We start from the raw sequence: 25,430 nt of genomic DNA on the forward strand, positions 1-25,430 counted from the left end.
GTCAGATCGCTGCGCCGAGTTGGAAGATAGGCAGGTACATCGCAACCACCAGGCCGCCGACGACAACCCCCAGCACCACCATGATAAACGGCTCCATCAGGCTGGTGAGGTTATCGACCATGTTGTCGACCTCGTCCTCGTAGAAGCTCGCGACTTTGTCGAGCATGTCGTCGAGGGCACCCGACTCTTCGCCGATGGCTGCCATCTGGATGGCCATGTTGGGGAAAACCCCGGAAGTACGCATGGCGAAGTTCAGCTGCATCCCGGTCGATACGTCCTGCTTGATCCGCAGCACCGCACGCTTGAACACGATGTTACCGGTGGCGCCGGCCACCGATTCCAGGGCCTCCACCAGCGGCACACCGGCGGCGAAGGTGGTGGAGAGGGTGCGGGCGTAGCGGGCCACGGCCGATTTATACAGCAGGTTGCCGACCAGGGGCAGCTTCAACAGCCAGACGTCGGTGCGATCACGGAATTTCTCGGAAGTCTTGAAGGCGCGGCGAACTCCGAAAAACCCCGCAATCAGGACGCCGAGCAACAGCCACCACCATTGCTGGAGGAATTCGGAGAGACCGATGACCATCACGGTAAACGCCGGCAACTCGGCGCCAAAGCCCTTGAACACGGATTCGAACTGCGGCACGACCTTGACCAGCAGAATCCCGGTCACGATGATTGCGACGAACACCACGGCCAGCGGATAGGTCATGGCCTTCTTGATCTTGGCCTTGAGGCTTTCGCTTTTTTCCTTGTAGGTCGCCACCCGTTCCAGCAGGGTGTCCAGGGCGCCGGCCTGTTCGCCCGCGTCCACCAGGTTGCAGTAGAGCTCGTCAAAATACTGCGGCTTTTTGCGCAGGGACGCGGCAAAGCTGTTACCCGCCGCAACCTCCTGTTTGACCTCGTCCACCAGTTTGCGCATGGCCGGATTCTCGAAGCCCTCGCCGATGATGTCGAACGATTGCAGCAGCGGTACGCCGGCTTTCATCATCGTCGCCATCTGCCGGGTGAACAGGGCGATGTCCTGGGCCGTGATGCGTTTACCCAGGTTAAGAATCGACACCGACTTCTTGCGTACCTTGCCCGGGTTGATGCCTTGCTTGCGCAACTGCGCCTTGACCAGTGCCGGGCTCTGACCGTTCAGTTCGCCGGTCATCTTCGTGCCTTTCCTGTCCGTGCCTTCCCAGGCGTAGACACTGACTTTCGCTGCTTTGACCGCCATATTCAGTCCTTGGTGACCCGGTTGATTTCTTCAAGGCTGGTAATACCCTGCATGGCCTTGTGCAGACCGGAAGTACGCAGGTCATCAAAACCGTCCTTGCGCATCTGGATATCGATTTGCAGCGAGTTGCCTTCGGCCATGATCAGGTGTTGCAGCGCCGGGGTGTTTTTGACCACTTCGTAAATCCCCACCCGTCCCTTGTAGCCGCCATTGCACAGATCGCAGCCAACCGGCTCATAGATGGTGAAGGAGCCGATGCGGTCCTCGGGAAACCCTTCCTTGATCAAGGCTTCGCGGGGAATATCGATGGGTTTCTTGCAATGGCTGCACAGTTTGCGTGCCAGGCGTTGGGCGATGATCAGGCTCACCGAGGTCGCAATATTGAAACCCTGTACGCCCATGTTCTGCAGGCGGGTAAGGGTTTCTGCCGCGCTGTTGGTGTGCAGGGTCGACAACACCAGGTGTCCGGTCTGAGCCGCCTTGATGGCAATTTCTGCGGTCTCGAGGTCGCGAATCTCGCCGACCATGATCACGTCCGGGTCCTGGCGCAGAAAGGAGCGCAGGGCCTGGGCGAAATCCAGGCCTTGCCGGGGATTGACGTTCACCTGGTTGATACCTTCCATGTTGATCTCCACCGGGTCCTCGGCGGTGGAGATATTGATGTCCACGGTGTTGAGGATGTTCAGCCCGGTGTAGAGCGACACGGTCTTGCCCGAGCCCGTGGGCCCGGTGACCAGGATCATGCCCTGTGGCTGCTTCAGCGCGGCCATGTACAGGTCTTTTTGTACCGGCTCGTAACCCAGGGCGTCGATGCCCATCTGGGCGCTGGAGGGATCAAGGATCCGGATCACCACCTTTTCGCCCCACAGGGTCGGCAGGGTGTTGACCCGGAAGTCGATGGACTTGCTCTTGGACAGGCGCATCTTGATCCGCCCGTCCTGGGGTTTGCGGCGCTCGGAGATGTCGAGACTGGCCATGACCTTCAGGCGTGCGGCGATCCGCCCTGACAGTTGAATCGGCGGCTTGGCGACTTCGCGCAGCATGCCGTCGGTGCGCATGCGCACGCGGTAGCTCTTTTCGTAGGGCTCAAAGTGCAGGTCGGAAGAACCGCTCTTGATCGCGTCGAGCAGCATCTTGTGAACGAAGCGCACCACGGGCGCGTCATCGGCATCCTGACCGCCAACGGAGTCCTGGCTGTCGTCGGCAGATTCGATATCCAGGCCGTCGAGGTCGACGTCGGCCATGTCTTCCAGCCCGGTGGACTGGGTGTCGAAGAGCTTGTCGATGGCATCGCTGAGCTTGTCATCCTCGACCAGGATGGCTTCGGTGGTCAGCCCGGTACTGAACTGGATGTCATTGATGACCTGGTGATTGCTGGGGTCGGACATGCCGATGAACAGCTTGTTGCCGCGTCGCCACAGAGGCAGCACATGGTGCTGACGAACCAGTTTCTCGCTGACCAGCCCTTTGGGCAGGACTTCCTTGTCGAGGGCATTGAGATCGAACAGGGCCATGCCGAAATGCTCGGAAGCGATTTCGGCGACCAGCCGACTCTTTACCAGCTTGTTCTGCACCAGGTGGTTGACCAGCGAGGTGCGGTTTCTTTGGGACTGCTGATACGCCTGTTGCGCGCTTTTTTCAGTCAACAGCTCGGCCAGGACCAATTGTTTGGCCAGGCCGCTAAGAGCGATGTCATTCATTGGGATACCGGACGCAGACAGTTCATGACTTATAGCCTAGTCAAGGGACGGAGCCAAACCATGGCTGTAGAAGTGACAAAAAATGTCAGTTAGTGCGGTTTTCCAGGGCCTAGGAAGGGCCTGACAGAATCCGGCGCCCAAGCCGGCTGGGGAGCAGGCAATTGGCATGGGCTGTGCTGGAGATAATCCAGATCATGAGATTCCGACTCATGCATGGAGTTTTCTATGAATAACCAAAAAGGTTTTACCCTGATCGAGCTGTTGATCGTGGTGGCGATCATCGGGATTCTGGCGACGTTTGCCATTCCGGCTTATTCGAAGTATCAGGCCAAGGCGAAAGTGACGGCAGGTCTGGCGGAGATTTCCGCGTTGAAGGTGCCTTTTGAGGATTCGATGAATCAAGGTACCGACATCGCTGCAACGAATACTGCGTTCAACGCCACGACCTCAAATTGTGTAACAGCTTCGACGGGAACAGGCAGTACAGGCGTCGGTAGTATTGTGTGCACGATTGCCAATGCGCCTGCTCCTGTCGTAGGTAAAACGATCACGCTGACCCGCTCAGCTACGACTGGTTGGACTTGCGCTACCAAGGTCGAACAGCAGTACGCGCCTAAAGGCTGCACAGGTGTTGCGGATACGTAAGTCTTGATTTCATTGTCTACATAGCTCTTCGAGTACCCCGCCCTGTGACAGAGGCGGGGTATTTTTTTGCGCGTGCTCCGGGTGACTTCAAAAAAACCTCACAATTCATGGCCTTAGGCCCACGCCAAAACCCGCAACTTGCATGTCGATAAATTCCAACTCATGCAATTTGCATGATTTCGAAAATTGTCCAAAATACCAAGCCATTGATATATAAGGATTTTTTGTTCGTTTCAAAGTTGGCACAGCGTTCGCAATATACCCAGTAACCCTGCTGACAAGACACGCAGCAGACTTTCCAGAAAAACAGGAGTTACTCGTATGAAGAAGTTCGCTATCACTGCCGCTGCTGCTACCGCGCTGACCCTGACCATGGCCGGTTCCGCATTTGCACAAACTACCCAGGCTACCCAGGCACCAATGGTGCTGGCGGCTGGTGAAATGACCGAAGCCAAAGAAGCTACTTCCGATACCTGGATCACCACCAAAGTCAAAGCTGACCTGGTTACCGAAAAAGGCATTCCTGGTACCGACATCAAAGTCGAGACCAACAAAGGCGTGGTATCCCTGTCGTCCACCGTTGCTGTGACTGACGCTCAGAAAGATATGGCCGTAGCTATCGCCAAGAAAATCAAAGGCGTCAAAGCGGTCTCCGCTGATGGCCTGAAAGCCGAGTAAGGCAAGGCTTCTCGCCTGGACCGGGAGAAGGCGCGACAGACGGGCCGAGCTATACGTCTGTTGCTGCTTTGGAGTTCATGCGAAAGGTCATAAGGATGTGACCATTACAGGCCCCGGCATTCGTGTCGGGGCCTGTTTTATTGTGTCGGGAGGAAAGGATTTCTATTGAGTCGGTAGGAAAAGATCGCAGCCTCGTTTCACTCGACAGCTCCTACACAGCTTCCTACGCCCTACGCCCTACGCCCTCTACAGGCCGCGTTTGCTGGTGATCTGCACCAGGCGATTACCTTCAAATCGCAAGAACTGATACATCCCGCCGTTCGGCCCGTAGGTCCATTCCTCTACCTGATACTCCTCGCGCCGGTTCACGCTGCGCTTGTAGCCCAGCGAATCCCGGGCGACCGGCTCGCCGCATTTTTGCAGAACCTCTGCAGTGCGGTCGCCGACGCTGATCAGTTGGCTGCCGCAGCGCAGGGTGTCGGCTGCCCAGGCCTGCCCGGCGAATGCCAGCAGAGCCAGGCCAAGGACGTGTATTCGGATCATCATTCGGCATCCAGGTGCAGGGGTGTAATGACTCGGCCGTCGCTCTGCGGTTCGCCGAGCGTGGCGTCGATGAAGTACACACGGTCGTCGGCCAGTTGGCACTTGTCGACCAGGTAATCCTTGATGCTGCTGGCGCGATCCTGACCAAGCTGACGCAACAGCACTTCGTTGGAACTCCAGAACCTGATCACGGCCTCGCGCATCTTCGCAGTGCGCTCTTCCTTGCCCAGGTCTTTCCATTCGGCAGGCGGCTGGGTCTTCAGGCGAGTGCGGTAGATGCCTTCCAGCAACGGACCTTTCTCGCTGTCCGGTACCTGCAGCAACCCGGCGTTGGCCGGTACTTTGTCGCCGCGACGCTGGAGCATCTTGTAGTAGTTGTACTGGTATTCCCGCTCAAGCCGTTGCTCGGCGATCAGTGGGCCGTCGCTGCTGGCGGCCGCAGTGCCTTCAATTTCCAGACGTAGCGCCGGGCGTTCCTTGAGGGCTTGCGAGAGCTTGACCAGGGCGGCCTCGGCGTCCTTGCTCAGCTCACTGGAACCTGGGGCAAAGGAGACGGTGCCCAGGTCCTGGGAACCGCCACCGCTGACCAGGCCGCCGATCAGCTTGAATGGCGCGGCAGCGGCTTTCACGATCAGGTTGCGCAGGGTTTGCCAGACAATCGGCATGACGCTGAATTGCGGATTGTTCAAATCGCCGGTCACCGGCAGCTCGATGGAAATCTTGCCGTCGACATCCTTGAGCAGGGCGATCGCCAGTTTCAGGGGCAGACTGACGGCGTCGGGGCTGTCGACTTTTTCGCCCAGTTGCAGTTGCTCGACCACCACCTTGTTTTCGGCCTTCAGCTGGCCTTTGGTGATCATGTAGTGCAGGTCGAGGTTGAGCCGGCCCTTGCGAATGCGATACCCGGCGAATTTCCCGGAGTAGGGCGTCAGCGTGGTCAGTTCCACCCGCTTGAAACTGGTGGCAATGTCGAGGCTGGCCATCGGGTCGAATGGGTTGACTGCACCCTTGATGGTCACCGGCGCGTAGCGATCGACCTTGCCCTTGACGTCAACGCTGGCGGGTTTCGCCTGGCGGCTGTCGATGGTGCCGATGGCGCCGTTGAGCTGCTGGACGGCCGTGGCGAAATTCGGGGTCAGGCTGAAGTCGGCAAAGTTGGCCGAACCATCATTGATGGCGATGCCGCCCACATGGATGCCCAGCGGCTTGTCCTTGCTGGCCGGTTTCGCGGTGGCCCCCCTGGTGCTGGCATCGGCCGGTTGCGGGATCAGCAGGTCATCGACGTTGGTGGTGCGGTCATCATTGATCATGAAACGCACGTACGGCTGGAACAGGTTGACCTTGTCGATCGACAGGCTGTCGCCATGCTGGTAGTTCAGGCCTTCGACCACCACCTGTTGCCACTTGAGGAAGTCGCGAGTCTTGAGGGTGTCGAGGGTATGCAGTTGATCGACTTGGGCGCGGCCGGTGACGCTGAATGCGAGCGGCTCGGTGCTTTTCAGGTCGACCGCCAGATCACTGCCCAGCATGCCGCTGCGCAGTTCCAGGCGAATGAACGGGTTGATGTAAGACTGGGCGACCCGCAGGTCGATGTCCTTGGTCTGCACCTTCAAATTGGCGGTGACCGGGGCCAGGTTGACCACGCCGTCTGCGGTGAGCTTGCCTTGCTTGCCGACGCCGGTGTCGAGCTTGAGGTTGAAAGGCGCGCCATTGAGGCTGTCGAAATTCTGCAGGTCGACGTTCAGCGGGCTCAGGTCCAGCTCTACGGCGGGCTGTGCCTTGCGGTCCGCCAGATGCACCTGGTAATTGCGCAGTTGCACGTCCTTGAGCAGCACTTGCCAGGGTTTGCCCGGCGCTGCCGGCTCGGGTTTCGGCGAGTCCGCGGCCGCCGGGGTGCTGGCGGGTTCGGCCTTGGCTTTGGCGGCCGCTTTGGACGGTTGGCTGGCGAACAGTTTTTGCCAGTCGAGTTGCCCATCGGACTCCAGCGCGGCCCATGTTTCCAGTTTGTTGCTGCGGATCTTGCCGACGACAACCTGTTGTTTGGCCAGATCGATGGTGGTTTCAGTGACGTCCAGTCGTTCCAGCTTTGCCAATTGCCGCCCGTCCGGGGCCTTGATGGCGAAGGGGGAGACACTGAGCGCGAGGTTACTCAGCAGCAGCTCGGTTTGCTTGGACAGGTTGAGCTTGTAGTCGGTGCTCAGGCTGTAGACGCCGTCTTCCAGCACCAAGGGTGCCGAATCGCGCACATAAGGCCAGAACGCCTTCATCCTGCCGTCGGTGATCTTCAGTTTGCCTTCGGAGGCGATCGGGATGAGGCTGAAGTTGCCTGTCCAGTCGATCTGCCCGCCGTTGGGACCGGCGGCCACCAGCGTCATGTCGGCACTGTCTTCGGGCAGGGTGCTGAGGTTTTTCAGTTCGAAGTCGAGTTTGTCGTAGAGAAACTCGATAGGTTCGCTGGGTCGGGCATCTTTGAAATGCACCACGCCATCAGCCAGTTTGATCCATTCAATTCGCAGCGGAAACGGCTTTGCATCCGGATCCGACGGGACCGGTTCGCTGGCGGGAATTTTGAAGAGACCGAGCAGATTGAGTTTGCCTTCCTTGTCGAACAGGATTTCGCTCTTGGGTTTGTTCAGCTCAATGTCGGACAGGTGCAGCGCCTTGGTCCACAGGCTGTCGATCTGCAGGTTGGCGTAGAGCCGTTCGAACCCGACCTGCTCCTTGCCCGGTTCGCCAACGATCAGCCCCCACAGCGTTAATTCCAGGCTGAACGGATTGAGTTCGATGCGCTGGATGTGCGCAGGCACCGTTGCGTAATTGGCCAATTGTTGATTGGCGACCCGCAACGCAATGCCCGGCAAAATCAGAAACCCCAGCAGGCTGTAGAGAGCCAGAGCAGTCAACAAGGCGCCAATGGCGCGGATCAATCCTTTGGGCATGTGCGGCTTCATCTGTCTGAATCGGAGTGCCTTGGAGTATGGCACGCGATTCTGGTTCCGAAGTGGTCGCGCTTTGCAGGATTTCTATGAAAGTGTCGAAGAATTTCAGAGTTGCAGGATCAAGGTCTTCAGCGGCGGCTGCTGATCCATCGACGGAAAGTCTGCCCCGGGGGTCATTACGGTCCATTCGCGAACCGGTCGGCCGGCCTTCTGCGCGCAGCGCAAAACCTGTTCGCGCCAGTCCTCCATGCTGACTTTCGCCAGATTGTTGCAGCAGATCAGCACACCGTTATCAGCCGTGCTCAGCAGCGCAGGCTTGAGCAGGCTCTGGTAGTCGCGCAGCAGGTCGACGGTGCCGAAAGCGCTCTTGGCCCAAGCGGGTGGGTCGAGCAGCACCAGGTCGTATTGACGCTGCTCCAGGCGCAGGTAAGCGGGAAGCTTGTGGCCGCGACGCTGGCTGATGGGCAGGCCGGCGAGTTGGCGGATCGCCGGGAAATAATCGGACTGGATGAATTCCATGGTCGGCAGTTGCGGGTTAAGCAGACCATTCTCGCGCCCGACCGCCAGGTTACCCTCGGCGAAGTCCAGGTTGCACACCTCCCGCGCGCCGCCGGCTGCGGCGCTGAGGCCGACGCCACAGGTGTAGGCGAACAGGTTGAGTACGCTTTTGCCTTGGCTGTGCGCCTTGACCCAGCCGCGGGTGTTACGCAGGTCGAGGAACAGCAGCGGATCCTGTCCGGCATGACGGCCGCGAACTCGATAGTTGAGGCCCCACTCGTGGCCGATCAGGTCCTGCAGCGCTGCTTCGTCGGCCCGGTAGACGGTGTCTTCGCGATCAATACGCGAATTGCCCCGGGAGCGGTCGTTGTAGACCAGCAACGTCTCCAGGCCCAGGTGCTGGTTGATGGTCGCGTGCAGGCCAAGCAGGGCTTCGCGTTCCAGCGACTGGTGGAAGCTTTGCACCAGCAGTTGCGGGCCATAGCGGTCGATGGTCAGGCCGCCGGCGCCTTCCTGGCTTCCGTGGAACAGGCGGTAGCAATCGGTGCCTTGTTGATGCAGCTCGGCGAGCAGGTCCTGGCGATGATCGAGGGCGGCGCGCAGCGCCTGATTCAAGGAAGACATGCTGTGCGCCTTGCAGAGGGAATTTGGCGCGGGAGTTTAACAGCTTGGCTGTTAACCGAGGTGCTGCCATTGCGAGCAGGCTCACTCCCACGTTGGATTTTTGACTATTTTTCCCTGTGGGAGCGAGCCTGCTCGCGATGCTTTTAGCTGAGCAATCCCATCCGCCGCTTTGCCCGCTGCACCGAACCATTACGCACGGCCCAGCGCAGCATCGGCGCACTTCGATTGATGCTGGCGCGGATCAGCTTGCGTTGCAGCGGGCTTTGACTGACGCCTAGCATGTCACTGGCCCAATCGGGCAGCAGGTCAATTCCGGCCTGCATCATCAGGCCGCCAAAGGGCTTGGCCAGGCGGCTCGGAGCTGGGGCGTTGAGCAGCAACTGCAACACTTCGCGACTGCGCTCATCGCACAATAGTTGCGGGCGAATACTCTCCAGGTAGTGGGATATTTCCAGCCGGGAGCGGGGCACATCCCGGGCACCCAGGCGTTCTGCGATCAGCGCGATCTCGGCGTAGTAACGGTCCTGATCGGCCAGCGACAACTGTGGGTTGCGGTAACGCAGATGCGCCGCAAGAAAGTTGCTGACTTCCGCCACATGCACCCATGTCAGCAAAGACGGATCGCTGGCGGCGTAAGGCCGTCCATCGGGTGCCGTGCCGGTGACCTGCAAATGGATGGTGCGAACCTTCTCGATCAGCCAGTCGGCATCCTTTCGCGAGCCGAAAGTAGTGCCAGAGATGAATTGGCCCGTGCGGCGCAATCGACCCAGCATGTCTTCACGAAAATTTGAGTGGTCCCATACTCCGGCCAGCGCCAGGGGATGCAGGGCTTGCAACATGAGTGCACTGATACCGCCGATCAACATGCTGCTGAAGTCGCCATGCACCTGCCAGCTCACCGAGTCGGGGCCAAACAAGCCAGGATCGCCCTTGGGGTTCTCCAGGTCGAGCGTGCCAAGCGACAGGCCCGTGAGGCTCATGATCTGCGTTTCGATGCGGGTGCGGATGAATTCCATGGTGACTCTGAGGCAAATAAATGGGTGTGTGCGCGTACTGTAGGAGCAAGCTCGCTCCTACAGGGCGGATCCCACCACGCGCGGTAACAGGCAATACGTTATTGGTTCAGGCGTTTATCCACCAGATCCTCAACCACGCTCGGGTCGGCCAGGGTCGAAGTGTCGCCCAGGCTGTCGAGCTCATTGCAGGCGATCTTGCGCAGGATACGCCGCATGATCTTGCCTGAACGGGTTTTCGGCAAGGCCGGAGCCCACTGGATCAGGTCCGGTTTGGCGAAGCTGCCGATTTCCTTGCTGACATGCTCCAGCAGTTCCTTCTTCAGTTGATCATTGGCTTCGGTGCCATTCATCGGCGTGACGAAGGCGTAGATGCCCTGGCCCTTGAGGTCGTGCGGGTAACCGACCACTGCCGCTTCGGCAATGCTGTCGTGGAGCACCAAGGCGCTCTCGACTTCTGCGGTGCCAATACGATGGCCCGACACGTTAATCACGTCGTCGATGCGCCCGGTGATCCAGTAATCGCCATCCTCGTCCCGCCGCGCGCCATCGCCGGTGAAATAGTAGCCGGGGTAGGGCTTGAAGTAGGTATCGACCATGCGCTGCGGATCGCCGTAAACGCTGCGGATCTGCGCCGGCCAGCTGGACTTGATCGCCAGCACCCCGCTGCCGGCGCCTTTGATTTCCTTGCCGGTGTCATCGAGCAATACCGGTTGCACGCCAAACATCGGTTGAGTGGCGCAGCCGGGCTTGATCCGCTGGGCGCTGACCAGGGGGCTGAGCATGATGCCGCCGGTCTCGGTCTGCCACCAGGTATCAACGATCGGGCAGCGCTGTTCGCCCACGGTATTGAAATACCAGTCCCACGCCTCCGGGTTGATCGGCTCACCGACGCTGCCGAGTAATCTGAGGCTCGCGCGGGAGGTTTCCTTCAAGGGTTCGGGGCCTTCACGCATCAGCGAGCGCAGGGCGGTGGGTGCGGTGTAGAAGATATTGACCTGGTGTTTATCGATCACCTGCCAGAAGCGCGAACTGCTGGGATAACTCGGCACACCTTCGAAAATCAGCGTGGTCGCGCCATTGGCCAGCGGGCCGTAGACGATATAACTGTGGCCGGTGACCCAGCCGACATCAGCGGTGCACCAGAAGACTTCTTCGTCGCGATAATCGAGCACGTATTTGAATGTCATCGCCGCTTGCAGCAGATAGCCCCCGGTGGTGTGCAGGACGCCTTTGGGTTTGCCGGTGCTGCCGGAGGTGTAGAGGATGAACAGCGGGTCTTCGGCGTCCATCGGCTCGGGCGGGCAATCGTCGCTGACCTCGCGCACGGCCTGGTGATACCACAGGTCGCGCCCTTCAACCCATTCAACATCACCCTGGGTGCGCTCGACGACGATGACCGTGCTGACGTCAGGACAACTTTGCAGCGCCTTGTCGACTTTCGCTTTCAACGGCACGACCTTGCCGCCGCGCACCCCTTCATCGGCGGTGATCACCGTACGGCAATCAGCGTCGAGGATGCGATCGCGTACGGAGTCGGGGGAGAATCCGCCAAATACCACAGAGTGCACCGCGCCGATTCGCGTGCAGGCGAGCATGGCGTAGGCGGCTTCTGGAATCATTGGCATGTAGATGCACACCCGATCGCCTTTCTTCACGCCACGGCTCTTGAGCACATTGGCCAGGCGGCAGACGTGGTGGTGGAGCTTGCGGTAGGTGATCTGGATGGAGTCGACCGGGTCGTCGCCTTCCCAGATGATGGCGACCTGATCGCCGCGTTGTGCCAGATGACGATCGATGCAGTTGTAGCTGACGTTCAACCGGCCCCCGGCAAACCAGCTGGCTTCGCCGGTTTTCAGGTTGTAGCGCTGCACGGTCTCCCATGGCGCACTCCAGTCGAGGAAGCGTGTCGCTTGTTCTGCCCAGAAGGTGCTGGGGTGTTCGATGGATTGGCGGTACAGGCGCTGATAGTCGTCTTGACTGAGATTCGCAGCCCGGCGGACGGCATCGGCTTTGGGGAACGTGCTGATATCGAACATGACGGTTCCTTATTCTTGTTTGCACGACAAGAGGGGAGCAGCGCGACCCTCGTAGGAGCTGTCGAAGGCTGCGATCTTATGGTCTTCAAAAGCAAAATCAAAAGATCGCAGCCTTCGGCAGCTCCTACAAGGTTAGTACCCCCGCAGGAACGGCGTCAGGTTAACCGCGGTGACGACCGCGGAAGTAGTTGATCAGACCTTGTGTAGAGGCATCGTCAGCCGGCGTTTCTTCGCTGCCAACCAGACGGTTGTAGACGCCTTTGCCCAGCTCCTTGCCCAGCTCCACACCCCATTGGTCAAAGGCGTTGATGCCCCAGATCACGCTCTGCACGAAGACTTTATGCTCGTACATCGCCACCAGCGCGCCGAGACGACGCGGGCTGATGCGCTCTACCACGAGGGTGTTGCTCGGACGATTGCCCGGGATCACCTTGTGCGGCGCGATCTTGTGTACGTCTTCTTCGCTCACGCCTTTGTCGCGCAGTTCGGCTTCGGCTTCGGCGAGGGTCTTGCCGAGCATCAGTGCCTGGCTCTGGGACAGGCAGTTGGCGTACAGCCACTGGTGATGGTCGGATACCGGGTTGAAGCTGACGATCGGCACGATGAAGTCCGCCGGGATCAGTTGAGTGCCCTGGTGCAGCAGCTGGTGATAGGCGTGCTGGCCGTTGCAACCAACGCCGCCCCAGATGACCGGCCCGGTGTCAGTGTTAACGGGCGTGCCATCCTGGCGGACGCTCTTGCCATTGGATTCCATGTCCAGCTGCTGCAAGTGCTTGGTGATGTTGCGCAGGTAGTGGTCGTACGGCAGGATCGCGTGGCTCTGCGCGCCCCAGAAGTTGCCGTACCAGACGCCGAGCAATGCCAGCAGCACCGGCATGTTCTGTTCGAAAGGTGCGCTCTGGAAATGCTGGTCCATGGTGTAGGCACCAGACAGCAGTTCCTTGAAGTTCGACATGCCAATGGCGAGGGCGATCGGCAGGCCGATGGCCGACCACAGCGAGTAACGCCCGCCAACCCAGTCCCACATCGGGAAGATGTTTTCTTCGCGAATACCAAAGGCCACGGCAGCGGCGTTGTTGCTCGAAACCGCGATGAAGTGGCGATACAGCTCGGCTTCCGAACCACCCTGGGCGAGGTACCAGGCGCGTGCAGCCTGGGCGTTCTTCAGGGTCTCGAGGGTATTGAAGGATTTGGACGAGACGATGAACAGCGTGGTCTCGGCCCGCAGCTTCATGGTCAGTTCGTGAAATTCGCTGCCGTCGATGTTCGCCAGGTAATGGCAGCGCACGCCTTTCTGGGCGTAGGACAACAGTGCTTCGGACACCAGCTCCGGGCCGAGGAACGAGCCACCGATGCCGATGTTCACCACGTCAGTGATTGGCTTCTCGGTGTAACCGCGCCACAGACCGTCGTGGATGCGGCCCACGAGATCGGTGATCTGGTTCAACACCTTGTGTACTTCCGGCATCACATTGACGCCGTTGACCGACAACTTGTCGCCTACGGGGCGACGCAGGGCGGTGTGCAATGCAGGGCGCCCTTCGGACGAGTTGACGATTTCGCCTTCGAACAGCGACTTGATCGCGCCCTTGAGGTCGACTTCATTGGCCAGGCCCACCAGCAGGTTGCGGGTCTCGGCGTTGATCAGATTCTTTGAATAGTCGAGAAACAGGCCGCAGCTGCTGAGGGTGAATTGCGTGAAGCGCTGCGGATCGGCATTAAACGCTTCGCGCATGCTGAAATCCTGCATGGCTTGGCGGTGATCATTCAACGCTTGCCAGGCGGGCAGAGCGGTCACGTCGTGAGGAGTGCGGTAGTACGCCATCGCTGCGGGTTTCCTTTTTACTTGAACGGCTTTTGAACACTAAAAATACCGGATCGCTGCGGGTGGGCGTCCGGTCAACTGCGTCGTCACGTTTTCGTGGCGCAGGGCGAATACAGTAACCCTCGCGCTGCGATCTGTCTTGACTTTGTCTGACCCGTCCCCGGTACTTTTTTATACATGAAGACTGGGGACGAGCCGACAAACGGAAGGAAAAGGTGTTTCTGGTTCGATCAGGCGACCTGAACCGGGATGGCGTTGCTGGTGTGGCTCAGTTCGTTACCTGGTGCCATGTAGAGCATGCGCGGCTTGAAGTTGAGCAACTCGGCTTCGCTGTAATGGGCGTAGGCGCAGATGATCACGCGATCGCCGACCTTGGCCTTGTGCGCTGCGGCACCATTGACCGATATCATGCGCGAGCCTTCTTCCCCGCGGATCGCGTAGGTGGTGAAGCGCTCGCCGTTGTCGACGTTGTAGATCTGGATCTGTTCGTACTCACGGATGCCGGACAGGTCCAGCCATTCGCCGTCGATGGCGCAAGAGCCTTCGTAATCGAGAACAGCGTGGGTGACTTCGGCGCGATGCAGCTTGGCCTTGAGCATGATGGCGTGCATTTTTTTGTTATCCCGGGTCGAAATTGGGTAGTGAAAGCTGAGGCAGATCCCATGTGGGAGCGAGCAAACCCGCTCCCAGGGGGAGCGCGGTGCTTAGGCGGGCGCGTCCAGGTTCAAGTGCAGGTTGTCGATCAACCGGGTTGTGCCGAGGAACGCTGCGACCAGAATCACCACATCCCGATCCTCGGGAGTAGCGGGACGCAAGTTTTGCCCCTGGCGAATTTCCAGGTAATCAGGGCGCAGCCCGGCCGCTTGCAGTTGCTGCAACTTGGCGTGGATCAGCCCCGGATAGTCGCGATCCCCTTGCTTGATCGCCTCGGCGATCTCGCTCAGCGTGCGATACACAATCGGCGCGACGGCCCGCTGTTCTTCACTGAGGAACCCGTTACGCGATGACAATGCCAGGCCGTCGGCCGCACGCACGGTCGGCTCGCCGATGATCTGGATGGGCATATTCAGGTCATGAACCAGTGACTTGATCACCGCCAGCTGCTGGAAGTCTTTCTGGCCGAAGATCGCCAGGTCCGGCTGAACCATGTTGAACAGCTTGCTGACGACCGTTGCCACGCCTTCGAAATGCCCAGGGCGGCTGGCGCCACACAAGCCTTCGGACAGTTGCGGCACACTGACCCGCGTCTGCCCGGCCATGCCATCGGGGTACATTTCCTCGACGCTCGGCGCGAACAGCAGGTGGCAGCCGGCCTGGAGCAGTTTCTCCTGGTCGGCAGCGAGGGTGCGCGGGTATTTGTCGAGGTCTTCGCCGGCGCCGAATTGCAGCGGATTGACGAAAATGCTCGCGACCACAAAATCCACCCGCTGGGTGGCCTTGGTCACCAGTGCGACATGGCCGCTGTGCAGGTTGCCCATGGTGGGCACAAAGCCGATACGTTTGCCTTCACTGCGGGCCCGCGCCACGGCGGCCCGGAGTTCGCGTACGGTTTTTACGGTGTTCATGCAGAGAATCCGTGTTCGATGCCTGGGAAAGTCGCCGCTTTGACTTCAGCCACGTAGGCGCTCAAGGCCGCCTGGATGCTCGGTTGTCCGGTCATGAAGTTCTTCACGAACTTGGGCACGCGCCCGGTGATGGACAGGCCCAGCATGTCGTGCAGCACCAATACCTGGCCGTCGGTCGCGTGACCTGCGCCGATGCCGATCACCGGGATTTTCACGGCGTGGGTGATTTCCTCGGCCAGCTCGCTCGGCACGCATTCCAGCAGCAGCATGGCCGCGCCGGCCTGTTCCAGGGAGATGGCGTCGGCACGCATCTGCCGCGCCTGATTTTCGCTCCGGCCCTGGACCTTGTAACCGCCGAGCATGTTCACCGACTGCGGCGTCAACCCCATGTGCGCGCACACCGGAATACCGCGTTCAGCCAGCAGGCGAATCGAATCCGCGAGCCACAATGCGCCTTCGACCTTGACCATATGCGCACCGGCCTGCATCAACAGGGCGCTGTTGGTCATGGCTTGTTCAGTGGTGGCGTAGGCCATGAACGGCAGGTCGGCGAGGATCAATGCGTCCGAATTGCCGCGTTTGACGCAGGCCACGTGGTAAGCCATTTCTGCGGTGCTGACCGGCAGGGTGCTGTCGTGTCCTTGCAGGACCATGCCGAGGGAATCGCCCACCAGCAGCACTTCAACCCCGGCCTCATTGCAGGCGTGGGCGAATGTCGCGTCATAGCAGGTCAGCATGGTGATTTTTTCACCTTTTTGCTTGAGACCTTGCAGGGTGGTCAGGGTAATGGCTGGCATCAAAAGGTTCCTCATTCAGGCGCTGTGGAAACTACTGCGAGTAACGCGCGTGATTCTTCGTTGAATACAGGCGCACGGTCTGTTGTCGTGCTTTTATGGCCTGAATTGCGCCCTGTACCGCCGTGTTGACGGCGGCGGGACGCCTATAGTCGTGAGGAGAACCCGGGAAGTCAATTGCATGTGTTACCGGGTTGTTACGGCAGGGGTGTTACCGGGGTAACTGATGCGATTCAGCACATGCAGACAAAACCAATGTGGGAGCGAGCCTGCTCGCGATAGCGGTGTATCAGCCAGCATCAATGTTGGATGACAGGCCGCTATCGCGAGCAGGCTCGTTACCACAAGGGGGTATCAATTTTAGGGGAGGCGTTCCAGGCCGACGAACGGGCAGGCGAGAAGCAAGTCCTTGAGGCTGCGACCATTGGCCAAACGCAAATCCGCCGGTGCCAATTCGGCCAGTGGATAGAGAACGAAGGCCCGTTCCTGCATCTGGTAGTGAGGCACTTTAAGGCGAGGCAGGTCGATCAGGCGATCGCCAAACAGCAGGATGTCGAGATCCAGCGTGCGCGGGCCCCAGCGTTCCAGGCGCTGGCGGCCTTGTCCGTTCTCGATGGCTTGCAGGGCATCGAGCAGTTCCAGCGGCTCGAGGGTACTGTCGAGGGCGGCAACCGCATTGGTGTAACGCGGTTGCCCTGGTAACAGCGAATCGCTTTGATAGAACGCGGATACTCCGGCCAGCTCGCTGTGCGGCAACTGCGCCAGCGCCTCGACGGCGCTGCGCAGTTGTTCGGCGGGGTCGGCCAGGTTGCTGCCCATGCCGATGTAGATGCGTTCCATCAATTACTCGCCGGTAGCGCTCGGGGCATCGGCCGCGCGTTTGCGCTTGGCGCCACCGCTGCGACGACGTTTGCGTGGGGCGCCGGTGCCTTCATCCTTGCCGCTGAGGTCGCGGATCATGTCGCGACGCTCGCTGTCGTTGGCATCCTGGTAGTCCGTCCACCATTCACCCAGGCCATCGGTCTGCTCACCCGCGCTTTCGCGCAACAGCAGGAAGTCGTAACCGGCGCGGAACCGCGGGTTGTCCAGCAACAGGTCGGCACGTTTTCCGCTGCGGCGTGGCAGGCGTTCCTGCATGTCCCAGATCTCGCGGATCGGCATGGTGAAACGCTTCGGAATAGCGATCCGCTGGCACTGCTCGGCGATCAGCTCGTGGGCAGCTTCCTGCATCGCCGGAATCGGTGGCATGCCGCGCTCTTGCAGGCGCAGTACGCGAGCGGGGAGGGCCGGCCACAGCAGCGCGGCGAACAGGAACGCCGGCGTCACCGGCTTGTTCTGCTTGATGCGCAGATCAGTATTGACCAACGCCTCGCTGATCAGCGTGTGGGTGTAGGTCGGGTTGTATTCCAGCGCCTCGGCACTGGCCGGGAACAACGGATCGAACAGCTGCAGGTCCACCAGCATTTCAAAGGTGTCTGCGGCATGCCCGGAGAGGAACAGCTTGAGGACTTCCTCGAACAAGCGTGCCGACGGGATTTCCCGCAGCATCGGCGCCAGCTCGCGAATTGGCGCGGCGCTGTGCTTTTCGATGCCGAAATTGAGTTTGGCGGCGAAACGCACGGCTCTGAGCATCCGCACCGGATCTTCCTGATAGCGTTGCTTGGGGTCGCCAATCAAGCGAATCAGGTGATTGCGAATGTCGTGGACGCCGTTGGCGTAATCGAGGATGCGCTCACTGACCGGGTCGTAATACAGGGCATTGATGGTGAAGTCGCGACGTTGCGCGTCTTCTTCCAGGGTGCCGTAGACGTTGTCGCGCAGGATTCGCCCGGACTCGTTGCGGGAAGATTGATTGCTGTCTTCTTCCTCGTCGTTTTGCGGGTGATTGGCACGGAAGGTCGCGACTTCAATGATTTCGCGGCCAAAGTGGATATGCACCAGCTTGAAACGGCGGCCAATGATCCGCGCATTGCGGAACTCGGCGCGGACCTGTTCTGGCGTGGCGCTGGTGGCGACGTCGAAATCCTTGGGCGTGATGCCGAGCATCATGTCCCGCACACAACCTCCTACCAGGTAGGCCTGGTAGCCGGCGTTTTGCAGGCGCTCGACGATATTCACCGCGTAACGGCTGAACTGACCCTTTTGCAGCGAGTGTTGGCCGCTGTTGAGCACTTCAGGCGTACTGCGAATGTGTTGCGTATGACGCTTGGGAGAACGGAATGACTGGAACAGCTTCTTCAGCATGGGATGCACTGTTTGAAGGAATGTTCGGCCATAACGAAGAATGACCGCATGATGGGCCGGGATTCTAGCATTTAGTCGAGGGATGGTGTAGGACGCAGGCGATATGACCTGTAGGAGCGAGCTTGCTCGTGAAAAATGTGATCGGTGACGCGGTTTGCCAAGGGCCCCATCGGTGCCTGATGGTTCATCGCGAGCAAGCTCGCTCGTACAGGTAAGGCAAATCGCAGAAACCACAAGGGGAGCCGAAGCTCCCCAAGAAGTAGTTGCATGCTCTATTTTTATTATTGGTTTCGGGCTTTTTGTTTTTGTTAAGTGCCCTCGTCATGAAGCTTTTCCTTCATGACCCTCCCAATCGGGAGCCAAGAGCAAACGGATTGCTTTGGTCGCTGTGCTGCAGTGATCTATCGATCCAACCAGTTCAGGCTCTGTCTTAGGACAGTTTTTGTTGTTCTCGGCCTGGTCGTGGGGCAAGCCCCAAATACAACGCCTCTCCAAAAGAATCAGTTAGCTGCGCCTCTCGCCGTCTTGTTTTTATTGTGCGTGAGTCGATTCGTCTTATTTTTATTGTCTTGTGCATTACTTGTTATTGTTCTTGTACCAGACATATAGCAGGGTGCGTGCCAACTTTTGTGAAACCCAGCAAAACAAGGGGTTAGGCTGGCTATCGGGCTTTTCGAGGGCCAAAAAAAACCGGGGCTTCGTTACCGTAAGCCCCGGCTTCTGTTACGTGAAAAACCTCAGGTAACAGTTTTTTCACACATTCACCTGTTACCCGCACACTCGACAGCTGTCATTCAGCTCTCGCTGGCTACCCCGGTCTTGCGCCGCGGAATGCCCAGCCGTTGCCGGCGTTCCCACAGGCATTTACGGCTAACGCCGAGTTTGCGAGCCAGTTCGGTCTCGGTCATGTGGTCCTGGTGCTCGAGCACGAAGTGCTGGAAGTAGTCTTCCAGTGACAGGTCCTCGGTCGGCTCATGGCTGGTGTTACCCGGTCCATTACCCTGCTGCGGCGACAGGCCGATGAACTCATCGTCGTCAAGGTCGTTCAACTCGATGTCGATTCCCAGCAGCTCGGCGGAAATTTCCGGGCTCTCGCACAGAATCACTGCGCGCTCTACCGCGTTTTCCAGTTCACGAACGTTACCTGGCCAGGAGTAGTGTCGAATGGCCTGTTCGGCATCCGGGGCGAACTTGAGATCAGTGCGATTGACCCGCGCGCTCTGGCGAGCCAGGAAGGCGGTGGCGATCTCGTTGACGTCGGCACCCCGTTCGCGCAGCGCCGGCAATTTCAAGGCGATAACGTGCAGGCGGTAGTACAGGTCTTCACGGAACTGGCCAATTTTAGCCAGGCTCTTGAGGTCCCGGTGGGTCGCGGCGATCAGGCGTACATCGACCTTCTGCGACTGAACAGAACCGACCCGGCGGATTTCGCCTTCCTGCAACACTCGTAACAGGCGCGCCTGGGCTTCCAGTGGCAGTTCGCCGATTTCATCGAGGAACAGGGTGCCGCCATCGGCTGCTTCGACCAAGCCGGCACGACCGGCACTGGCGCCGGTGAATGCGCCTTTCTCGTGACCAAACAGCTCGGACTCGATCAAGCTTTCCGGAATCGCAGCGCAGTTCACCGAAATCATCGGTGCCTTGGCACGTCGGGACAGGTTGTGCAGGGCCCGAGCCACCAGTTCTTTACCGGTACCGGACTCACCCTGGATCAGGACATTGGAGTCGGTTGGCGCCACTTTGCGGATCTTGCTGTAGAGATCCTGCATGGGCGGGCACGAACCGATGATGCCGATCTCGCCATTGCTGTTGTCGACTCCGTTTTTCGCCGCGCCAGGCGTGGCCTTGCCGGTCAGCGGCTCAGCGCCACTGCTCTGCAGCGATTGGCGGTCGCGCAGGATACGCGCTACAGCCTGGAGCATTTCGTCGTGATCGAAAGGCTTGGCGATGTAGTCCACCGCGCCCATCTTCATCGAGTCGACTGCCGAGCGCAGGCTTGCGTAACTCGTCATGATCAGCACGGGAGTGCCCTGGCCGAGCTTGATCAGCTCGGTGCCCGGTGCGCCCGGTAAACGCAGATCACTGACGATCAGGTCGAACGTGGGGATAGTGAATCGTTCTTGTGCTTCCTGCACAGAACCGGCTTCGCTGACCTGGTACTGGTTACGTTCCAGCAGGCGGCGCAAGGCGGAGCGGATAATTGTTTCGTCTTCGACGATCAAAATGTGCGGCATTGATTCGATACTCTCGACGGTCTCAGTTCACAGCGGACGTCGCTTCGACATGACGCGGCAAGGTCACCCGGATACGGGTGCCACGCTGGCTTTGAACATCAGCCGGGCTGTCGATGGTGATTTGTCCATAATGCTCTTCAACGATGGAATAGACCAGTGCAAGGCCCAGACCGGTGCCTTCGCCAGGGTCCTTGGTGGTGAAGAAGGGTTCGAACAATCGGTCCATGATGTTCTTCGGAATGCCGCTGCCTTCGTCCTCTACGATCAGGTCGACCGTGTGTTCGCCGGCTTCGCTCTTGACCCGCACGGCACTGCCGGCAGGCGAGGCGTCGCGGGCGTTGGAGAGCAGGTTGATCAACACTTGAGCAAGGCGCTGGGGATCACCTTCGACCCAGTGATCAGGGTCGCACAGGTTGTAGAACTGCACCTCGAAATTGCGTCGGTTCAGGGCCAGCAGGCCGATTGCATCCTGGGCCACTTCGGCCAGACAGACGGGCTCGTCGCTATGCTGATGGCTGCCAGCGTGGGCGAAGCTCATCAGTGACTGGACGATGCGCGATACACGCTTGGTCTGTTCGAGAATCTGCCCGCTGATTTCCCTCAGCTCGCCATCTTCCTCGCGCTCCTCGCGCAGGTTCTGCGCCAGGCAGGCGATGCCGGTGATCGGATTGCCGATTTCATGGGCGACGCCGGCTGCCAGGCGACCAATGCTGGCCAGGCGCTCGGAATGCACCAGTTTGTCTTCGAGCATCTGGGTTTCGGTCAAGTCTTCCACCAGCAACACCAGGCCGCTGTTGCCCGGTGCCAGCGGCTCGTCGATGGCCGCCTTGTGCAGGTTCAGCCAGCGGGTCTGGCCATCCAGGGCCAGGTGCTGCTTGTGCAGGTGCTCGTCCGGAAGGTTGATGAAGCCTTGCAGCAGTTCTTTCCAGGGATCGGCGATGGTGCTCAGGCGCGATCCGACGACGCGCTGCGCGGCAATCCCGGTCAACTCCTCCATGGCTTTGTTCCACATGAGGATTTCCTGGTCCTTGGCCAGGGAGCAGACGCCCATGGGCAATTCCTGCAGGGTCTGGCGGTGGTAGCGGCGCAGGGCATCGAGTTCCGCAGCAAGGCCGGTGAGGCGCGAGTGGTAGTCCTCGAGGCGGCTTTCGATGAAATGGATATCTTCGGTAACGTAGTTTTCGCCGCCCGCCTTATAGGGCAGGAACGTCTCGACCATGTCCTGGGCAACGCTTGGTCCCATCAGGCCGGAAAGATTCGCCTCGATGCGGTCACGCAGTCGACGCAGCGCATAGGGGCGGCGCTCGTCGAATGGCAGGTAGAGGTCGCGCAGGGCCTGCTCGACTTCCTTTTGCGCAGCCTTGGCACCCAGCGGCTTGGCCAGTTGCGTGGCGAATTCCTGGGGCGAGGCGGCGTGCAGTTCGCGCCGCTGCGGCCGGCGCACGTTATCCACGGCACAGGCTTCGGCGGCGCTGGCTTCTTCCGGGCTGGCATTGGTGAACAATGAAATCAGGGTGAACATCAGCACGTTGGCCGCCAGCGACGCGATGGCCGCCATGTGCCAGCTGGTGTCATCCAGTACATAGATCATGTTCAGCAGCGGAATGTAGAAGCCCTGGAGATTGCCGACCAGCGGTAACAGCATGGTCACCAGCCACACCAGGATGCCCGCGAGCAGGCCGGCGATGAAGCCGCGGCGGTTGGCGGTTGGCCAATACAGGACCGACAGCACCCCCGGCAGGAATTGCAGGGTGGCGACAAAAGCGACGATGCCGAGATTGGCCAGGTCCTGTTCCGCGCCTAATAACAGGTAGAAGCCGTAGCCGGCCATGATGATCGCGACAATCAGCGCCCGACGCGTCCATTTCAGCCAGCGGTAGATATTGCCCTCTGCCGGCGGCTGGTAGAGCGGCAGCACCAGGTGGTTCAGGGCCATTCCGGACAAGGCCAGGGTCGTGACGATGATCAGGCCGCTGGCCGCAGACAGGCCGCCGATATAGGCCAATAGCGCCAGTGCCTTGCTGTTGGCAGCAATGCCGATGCCCAGCGTGAAGTATTCAGGGTTAGTGGTGGCGCCGAGTTTCAGTCCGGCCCAGAGAATCAGCGGAACCGCCAGGCTCATCAGCAGCAGGAACAGCGGCAGGCCCCAGCTGGCACTAACCAGCGAGCGCGGGTTGAGATTTTCGGTAAAGGTCATGTGATACATGTGGGGCATCACGATCGCCGAGGCAAAGAACACCAGCAGTAGCGTGCGCCACGGACCTTCCTGCAGCGGCGTGTGCAGGGCGGCGAGGGCGGTCTGGTTTTGCAGCAACCACAGTTCGAGTTGCTGCGGGCCGTCGAACACGCCATACAGCGCATACAGGCCAACGCCGCCAATCGCGATCAGCTTGATCACCGACTCGAAGGCGATGGCGAACACCAGCCCTTCATGTTTTTCCCGGGTGGCGATGTGGCGCGAGCCGAAGAAGATCGTGAACAGAGTAATCAGCGCGCAGAAGCTCAAGGCTACGCGATGCTGCACCGGCTCGCGGGTGAGGATGCCAATGGAGTCGGCCACCGCCTGGATCTGCAATGCCAGCAACGGCAGTACGCCGATCAGCATGAAGATGGTGGTGAGCGCGCCGGCCCAGGTGCTGCGAAAGCGAAACGCGAACAGGTCAGCCAGCGACGACAGTTGATAGGTACGAGTGATTTTCAGGATCGGATAGAGCAGCACCGGCGCCAGCAGGAACGCCCCGGACACCCCGAGGTAGCTGGAAAGAAACCCGTAGCCGTACTGATAGGCCAGGCCTACCGTGCCGTAAAACGCCCAGGCGCTGGCATAGACCCCCAGCGACAGGGTGTAGGTCAACGGGTGGCGAATGATCGCCCGGGGGATCATGCCCCGTTCGCTGATCCAGGCTACGCCGAACAGCACCGCCAGGTAGGCGGCGCTGATCAGGATCATCTGGGTCAGGCTAAAGCTCATCGGCATCTTTTTGGCTCTGCAGGATGAAGGTCACGACGATCAGAATCAGCCAGAGCAGATAAGGGCGATACCAGGCGCCAGTGGCGTCGATCCACCAGTCCATGATGGCCGGGGAGAACAGGTAGATCCCCACTACAAGAAGCAGGACCAAGCGATAGATGTACATCCCGGCCTCTCTTTTTTATGCGCGTGCCCGAAAACGTGCGGCGATGGTAACGGATGGCGGCGCGACTGCAAGCGTCATCACTGCAGTTGTGCCTCGGGCAGGTGCAGTGTGCGCGGGATCTTCAGCGCGTCCCAGTGGGCGATGCCCCAATCCAGCACCTCTCGCGGGGTGGCGTACGCGAGTTCGCTACCGGGCGTTTGCCCAAGTGCGCGCAGCGCCCGCAGGAGCAAGGGGGTTGCCTGATCTTCTGTCAGTGGCGGGGAGCGATAGGATTTGCCGAGCTTGTGGCCATCGGGCTGGGTGATCAGCGGAATATGCAGGTAGCGCGGTTGCGACAGGCCGAGCAATTCCTGCAGGTAGAGCTGGCGCGGCGTGGAGTCGAGGAGGTCGGCTCCGCGCACAATATCGGTGATGCCCTGCCAGGCGTCATCGAGGACCACAGCCAGTTGGTAGGCATACAGGCCGTCGCGGCGGCGGATCACAAAATCGCCGACCTCACGGCCCAGGTGCTGCCGATATTCGCCTTGTACGCGGTCGATGAAGTGGTATTCCAGTTCGGGGGCGCGCAAGCGAATCGCTGCATCCTCGGTTCCATGGCCGGCATTGCGGCACAGCCCCGGGTATATCCCGTGATAGGGCTCGAGTTGTTTGCGCGAACAGGTGCAGGCGTAGGCCAGGCCGTGGTTGAACAGGCGACTGATAATCTCGGCATAGGCATCGTGGCGGTCGCTCTGGCGCACCACCGCGCCATCCCATTCAAAGCCGTAGCTCTCCAGTGCCTTGAGAATTGCCGCCTGGGCGCCGGGCTCTTCCCGGGGTGGGTCCAGGTCTTCCATGCGCATCAGCCAGCGCCCGCCCACCGAGCGCGCGTCGAGGTAGGACGCCAGCGCGGCGACCAGCGAACCGAAGTGCAGGTGACCACTGGGCGTGGGGGCGAAGCGTCCGGTGTAGGTGGGGGAGGCGATGGCAGTCATGGGGTAACGTTACTTTTTCCTGGCTGGCGCCAAACAACCTGTAGGAGCGAGCTCGCTCGCGACGGTCGTCAACGATAACGCTGCAAGCCTGATACCCCGCGGCGTTCTCAGGTTCATCGCGAGCAAGCTCGCTCCTACAGTGATGGCGATTTTATAGGCGCATCAGGTAACACAAATATCAGAAACAAAAACGGAGCGTTCGCACGCTCCGTTCTTTATCCAGGTCGCAATTACTTGCCGACTTGTTTTTCCTTGATTTCCGCCAGGGTCTTGCAGTCAACGCACATGTCGGCGGTAGGGCGGGCTTCCAGTCGCTTGACGCCAATCTCGACGCCGCAGGACTCGCACCAGCCATATTCTTCGTCTTCGATCAATTGCAGCGTCTTGTCGATCTTCTTGATCAGCTTGCGCTCGCGATCACGGGCGCGCAATTCGAGGCTGAATTCTTCTTCCTGGCTGGCACGGTCTGCCGGGTCAGGGAAGTTGGCCGCTTCGTCTTTCATGTGATCAACCGTACGGTCGACTTCCTGCATCAAGTCCTGTTTCCACTTGTTCAGGATCTTGGTGAAGTGAGCGCGCATGGGCTTGCCCATGTACTCCTCGCCCTTTACTGCCTGGTAGGGTTCGAAGCCGCTGATCGACTGGTTTTGCTGCTTTGCTTGGGTGGGCATGAAATGGACCGCCTCTACTCTTGTAATCCATTGCGCAGGATTGCTCCATCACCGACACCTGCCGGCCCTGCGGCTGCAAGCGGGCGAA

At 59.8% G+C, this 25,430-nt stretch carries 20 protein-coding genes; 2 read left to right on the forward strand and 18 right to left on the reverse strand.

Going from position 1 to position 25,430, the window contains the following annotated elements; all coding sequences use genetic code 11:
- Window position 1 precedes the first annotated feature (1 nt).
- Together AAEZ09_RS10890 and pilB are read right to left on the reverse strand one after the other, a co-directional pair.
- Entirely contained in the window at window positions 2-1,219 is a 1,218-nt protein-coding gene (locus AAEZ09_RS10890; RefSeq protein ID WP_045059384.1) for a type II secretion system F family protein, read from the reverse strand.
- 2 nt (window positions 1,220-1,221) lie between these two features.
- Window positions 1,222-2,919, reverse strand: coding sequence for a type IV-A pilus assembly ATPase PilB (gene pilB, locus AAEZ09_RS10895; RefSeq protein WP_350599478.1), 1,698 nt, complete (start codon window positions 2,917-2,919; stop codon window positions 1,222-1,224).
- Between the two features lie 225 nt (window positions 2,920-3,144).
- On the opposite strand from pilB, the gene AAEZ09_RS10900 reads away from it, so the two are divergent.
- Both AAEZ09_RS10900 and AAEZ09_RS10905 read left to right on the forward strand, forming a co-directional pair.
- A complete protein-coding gene (locus AAEZ09_RS10900) occupies window positions 3,145-3,564 on the forward strand; it encodes a pilin (protein WP_350599479.1) in 420 nt (139 codons plus the stop codon).
- A gap of 321 nt (window positions 3,565-3,885) precedes the next feature.
- Complete coding sequence (locus AAEZ09_RS10905; RefSeq protein ID WP_045059387.1) at window positions 3,886-4,242, forward strand: BON domain-containing protein; 357 nt, start codon at window positions 3,886-3,888, stop codon at window positions 4,240-4,242.
- A 246-nt stretch (window positions 4,243-4,488) separates the two neighbouring features.
- Here AAEZ09_RS10905 and AAEZ09_RS10910 read toward each other — a convergent pair whose 3' ends face one another.
- The 16 genes from AAEZ09_RS10910 to dksA form a co-directional block, all read right to left on the reverse strand.
- A complete protein-coding gene (locus AAEZ09_RS10910; protein WP_502947576.1) occupies window positions 4,489-4,785 on the reverse strand; it encodes a DUF2845 domain-containing protein in 297 nt (98 codons plus the stop codon).
- On the reverse strand, window positions 4,785-7,736 hold the full coding sequence (locus tag AAEZ09_RS10915) for a DUF748 domain-containing protein (protein ID WP_350599481.1): 2,952 nt from the start codon (window positions 7,734-7,736) through the stop codon (window positions 4,785-4,787). The genes AAEZ09_RS10910 and AAEZ09_RS10915 overlap by 1 nt, the downstream gene beginning before the upstream one ends.
- A 93-nt stretch (window positions 7,737-7,829) precedes the next feature.
- Complete coding sequence (locus tag AAEZ09_RS10920) at window positions 7,830-8,846, reverse strand: class I SAM-dependent rRNA methyltransferase (protein ID WP_350599483.1); 1,017 nt, start codon at window positions 8,844-8,846, stop codon at window positions 7,830-7,832.
- Window positions 8,847-8,989: 143 nt separating this feature from the next.
- Window positions 8,990-9,862: an oxygenase MpaB family protein gene (locus AAEZ09_RS10925; protein WP_045059390.1), complete on the reverse strand. Its 873-nt coding sequence runs from the start codon at window positions 9,860-9,862 to the stop codon at window positions 8,990-8,992.
- A 98-nt stretch (window positions 9,863-9,960) separates the two neighbouring features.
- Window positions 9,961-11,898 (reverse strand): acetate--CoA ligase, encoded by a 1,938-nt coding sequence (gene acs / locus AAEZ09_RS10930; protein ID WP_350599485.1) that lies wholly within the window; start codon window positions 11,896-11,898, stop codon window positions 9,961-9,963.
- A gap of 160 nt (window positions 11,899-12,058) precedes the next feature.
- A complete protein-coding gene (pgi, locus tag AAEZ09_RS10935) occupies window positions 12,059-13,723 on the reverse strand; it encodes a glucose-6-phosphate isomerase (protein WP_122839035.1) in 1,665 nt (554 codons plus the stop codon).
- 230 nt (window positions 13,724-13,953) lie between these two features.
- Window positions 13,954-14,334, reverse strand: coding sequence for an aspartate 1-decarboxylase (gene panD / locus AAEZ09_RS10940; protein WP_003228271.1), 381 nt, complete (start codon window positions 14,332-14,334; stop codon window positions 13,954-13,956).
- 93 nt (window positions 14,335-14,427) lie between these two features.
- Entirely contained in the window at window positions 14,428-15,288 is an 861-nt protein-coding gene (gene panC / locus AAEZ09_RS10945) for a pantoate--beta-alanine ligase (protein ID WP_045059394.1), read from the reverse strand.
- On the reverse strand, window positions 15,285-16,085 hold the full coding sequence (panB, locus tag AAEZ09_RS10950; RefSeq protein ID WP_045059395.1) for a 3-methyl-2-oxobutanoate hydroxymethyltransferase: 801 nt from the start codon (window positions 16,083-16,085) through the stop codon (window positions 15,285-15,287). Before panB ends, panC begins: the two co-directional genes overlap by 4 nt.
- 357 nt (window positions 16,086-16,442) lie before the next feature.
- Entirely contained in the window at window positions 16,443-16,922 is a 480-nt protein-coding gene (folK, locus tag AAEZ09_RS10955) for a 2-amino-4-hydroxy-6-hydroxymethyldihydropteridine diphosphokinase (RefSeq protein WP_350599486.1), read from the reverse strand.
- Window positions 16,923-16,925: 3 nt separating this feature from the next.
- Window positions 16,926-18,326 carry a polynucleotide adenylyltransferase PcnB gene (locus tag AAEZ09_RS10960; protein WP_045059397.1) on the reverse strand — a complete coding sequence of 467 codons (1,401 nt, stop codon included), beginning with the start codon at window positions 18,324-18,326 and terminating at the stop codon, window positions 16,926-16,928.
- A gap of 794 nt (window positions 18,327-19,120) precedes the next feature.
- The gene (locus tag AAEZ09_RS10965) at window positions 19,121-20,560 is read right to left on the reverse strand and encodes a sigma-54-dependent transcriptional regulator (protein ID WP_045059398.1); all 1,440 of its coding nucleotides are present in this window, start codon (window positions 20,558-20,560) and stop codon (window positions 19,121-19,123) included.
- Window positions 20,561-20,582: 22 nt separating this feature from the next.
- Window positions 20,583-23,537, reverse strand: a complete 2,955-nt coding sequence (locus AAEZ09_RS10970; protein WP_350599488.1) for a sensor histidine kinase — start codon at window positions 23,535-23,537, stop codon at window positions 20,583-20,585.
- Window positions 23,521-23,697, reverse strand: coding sequence for a hypothetical protein (locus AAEZ09_RS10975; protein WP_003176118.1), 177 nt, complete (start codon window positions 23,695-23,697; stop codon window positions 23,521-23,523). Before AAEZ09_RS10975 ends, AAEZ09_RS10970 begins: the two co-directional genes overlap by 17 nt.
- Window positions 23,698-23,774: 77 nt before the next feature.
- Window positions 23,775-24,671, reverse strand: coding sequence for a tRNA glutamyl-Q(34) synthetase GluQRS (gene gluQRS / locus AAEZ09_RS10980; protein WP_045059400.1), 897 nt, complete (start codon window positions 24,669-24,671; stop codon window positions 23,775-23,777).
- A 230-nt stretch (window positions 24,672-24,901) separates the two neighbouring features.
- Window positions 24,902-25,342: an RNA polymerase-binding protein DksA gene (dksA, locus tag AAEZ09_RS10990; protein WP_045059401.1), complete on the reverse strand. Its 441-nt coding sequence runs from the start codon at window positions 25,340-25,342 to the stop codon at window positions 24,902-24,904.
- Between the last annotated feature and the right edge of the window lie 88 nt (window positions 25,343-25,430).

Origin of the sequence: Pseudomonas sp. 65/3-MNA-CIBAN-0223, assembly GCF_040310425.1 — a bacterium.
GTDB lineage: Bacteria > Pseudomonadota > Gammaproteobacteria > Pseudomonadales > Pseudomonadaceae > Aquipseudomonas > Aquipseudomonas gregormendelii.

Bases quoted from the DNA above. Each gene is read 5' to 3' on its own strand.
- pgi (WP_122839035.1), bottom strand. From the start codon at position 13,723: ATGGCGTACTACCGCACTCCTCACGACGTGACCGCTCTGCCCGCCTGG.
- folK (WP_350599486.1), bottom strand. From the start codon at position 16,922: ATGGAACGCATCTACATCGGCATGGGCAGCAACCTGGCCGACCCCGCC.
- AAEZ09_RS10915 (WP_350599481.1), bottom strand. From the start codon at position 7,736: ATGAAGCCGCACATGCCCAAAGGATTGATCCGCGCCATTGGCGCCTTG.
- AAEZ09_RS10965 (WP_045059398.1), bottom strand. From the start codon at position 20,560: ATGCCGCACATTTTGATCGTCGAAGACGAAACAATTATCCGCTCCGCC.
- AAEZ09_RS10925 (WP_045059390.1), bottom strand. From the start codon at position 9,862: ATGGAATTCATCCGCACCCGCATCGAAACGCAGATCATGAGCCTCACG.
- pilB (WP_350599478.1), bottom strand. From the start codon at position 2,919: ATGAATGACATCGCTCTTAGCGGCCTGGCCAAACAATTGGTCCTGGCC.
- gluQRS (WP_045059400.1), bottom strand. From the start codon at position 24,671: ATGACTGCCATCGCCTCCCCCACCTACACCGGACGCTTCGCCCCCACG.
- AAEZ09_RS10960 (WP_045059397.1), bottom strand. From the start codon at position 18,326: ATGCTGAAGAAGCTGTTCCAGTCATTCCGTTCTCCCAAGCGTCATACG.
- AAEZ09_RS10920 (WP_350599483.1), bottom strand. From the start codon at position 8,846: ATGTCTTCCTTGAATCAGGCGCTGCGCGCCGCCCTCGATCATCGCCAG.
- AAEZ09_RS10890 (WP_045059384.1), bottom strand. From the start codon at position 1,219: ATGGCGGTCAAAGCAGCGAAAGTCAGTGTCTACGCCTGGGAAGGCACG.
- acs (WP_350599485.1), bottom strand. From the start codon at position 11,898: ATGTTCGATATCAGCACGTTCCCCAAAGCCGATGCCGTCCGCCGGGCT.
- AAEZ09_RS10900 (WP_350599479.1), top strand. From the start codon at position 3,145: ATGAATAACCAAAAAGGTTTTACCCTGATCGAGCTGTTGATCGTGGTG.
- AAEZ09_RS10975 (WP_003176118.1), bottom strand. From the start codon at position 23,697: ATGTACATCTATCGCTTGGTCCTGCTTCTTGTAGTGGGGATCTACCTG.
- AAEZ09_RS10970 (WP_350599488.1), bottom strand. From the start codon at position 23,537: ATGCCGATGAGCTTTAGCCTGACCCAGATGATCCTGATCAGCGCCGCC.
- dksA (WP_045059401.1), bottom strand. From the start codon at position 25,342: ATGCCCACCCAAGCAAAGCAGCAAAACCAGTCGATCAGCGGCTTCGAA.
- panD (WP_003228271.1), bottom strand. From the start codon at position 14,334: ATGCACGCCATCATGCTCAAGGCCAAGCTGCATCGCGCCGAAGTCACC.
- panB (WP_045059395.1), bottom strand. From the start codon at position 16,085: ATGCCAGCCATTACCCTGACCACCCTGCAAGGTCTCAAGCAAAAAGGT.
- AAEZ09_RS10910 (WP_502947576.1), bottom strand. From the start codon at position 4,785: ATGATCCGAATACACGTCCTTGGCCTGGCTCTGCTGGCATTCGCCGGG.
- AAEZ09_RS10905 (WP_045059387.1), top strand. From the start codon at position 3,886: ATGAAGAAGTTCGCTATCACTGCCGCTGCTGCTACCGCGCTGACCCTG.
- panC (WP_045059394.1), bottom strand. From the start codon at position 15,288: ATGAACACCGTAAAAACCGTACGCGAACTCCGGGCCGCCGTGGCGCGG.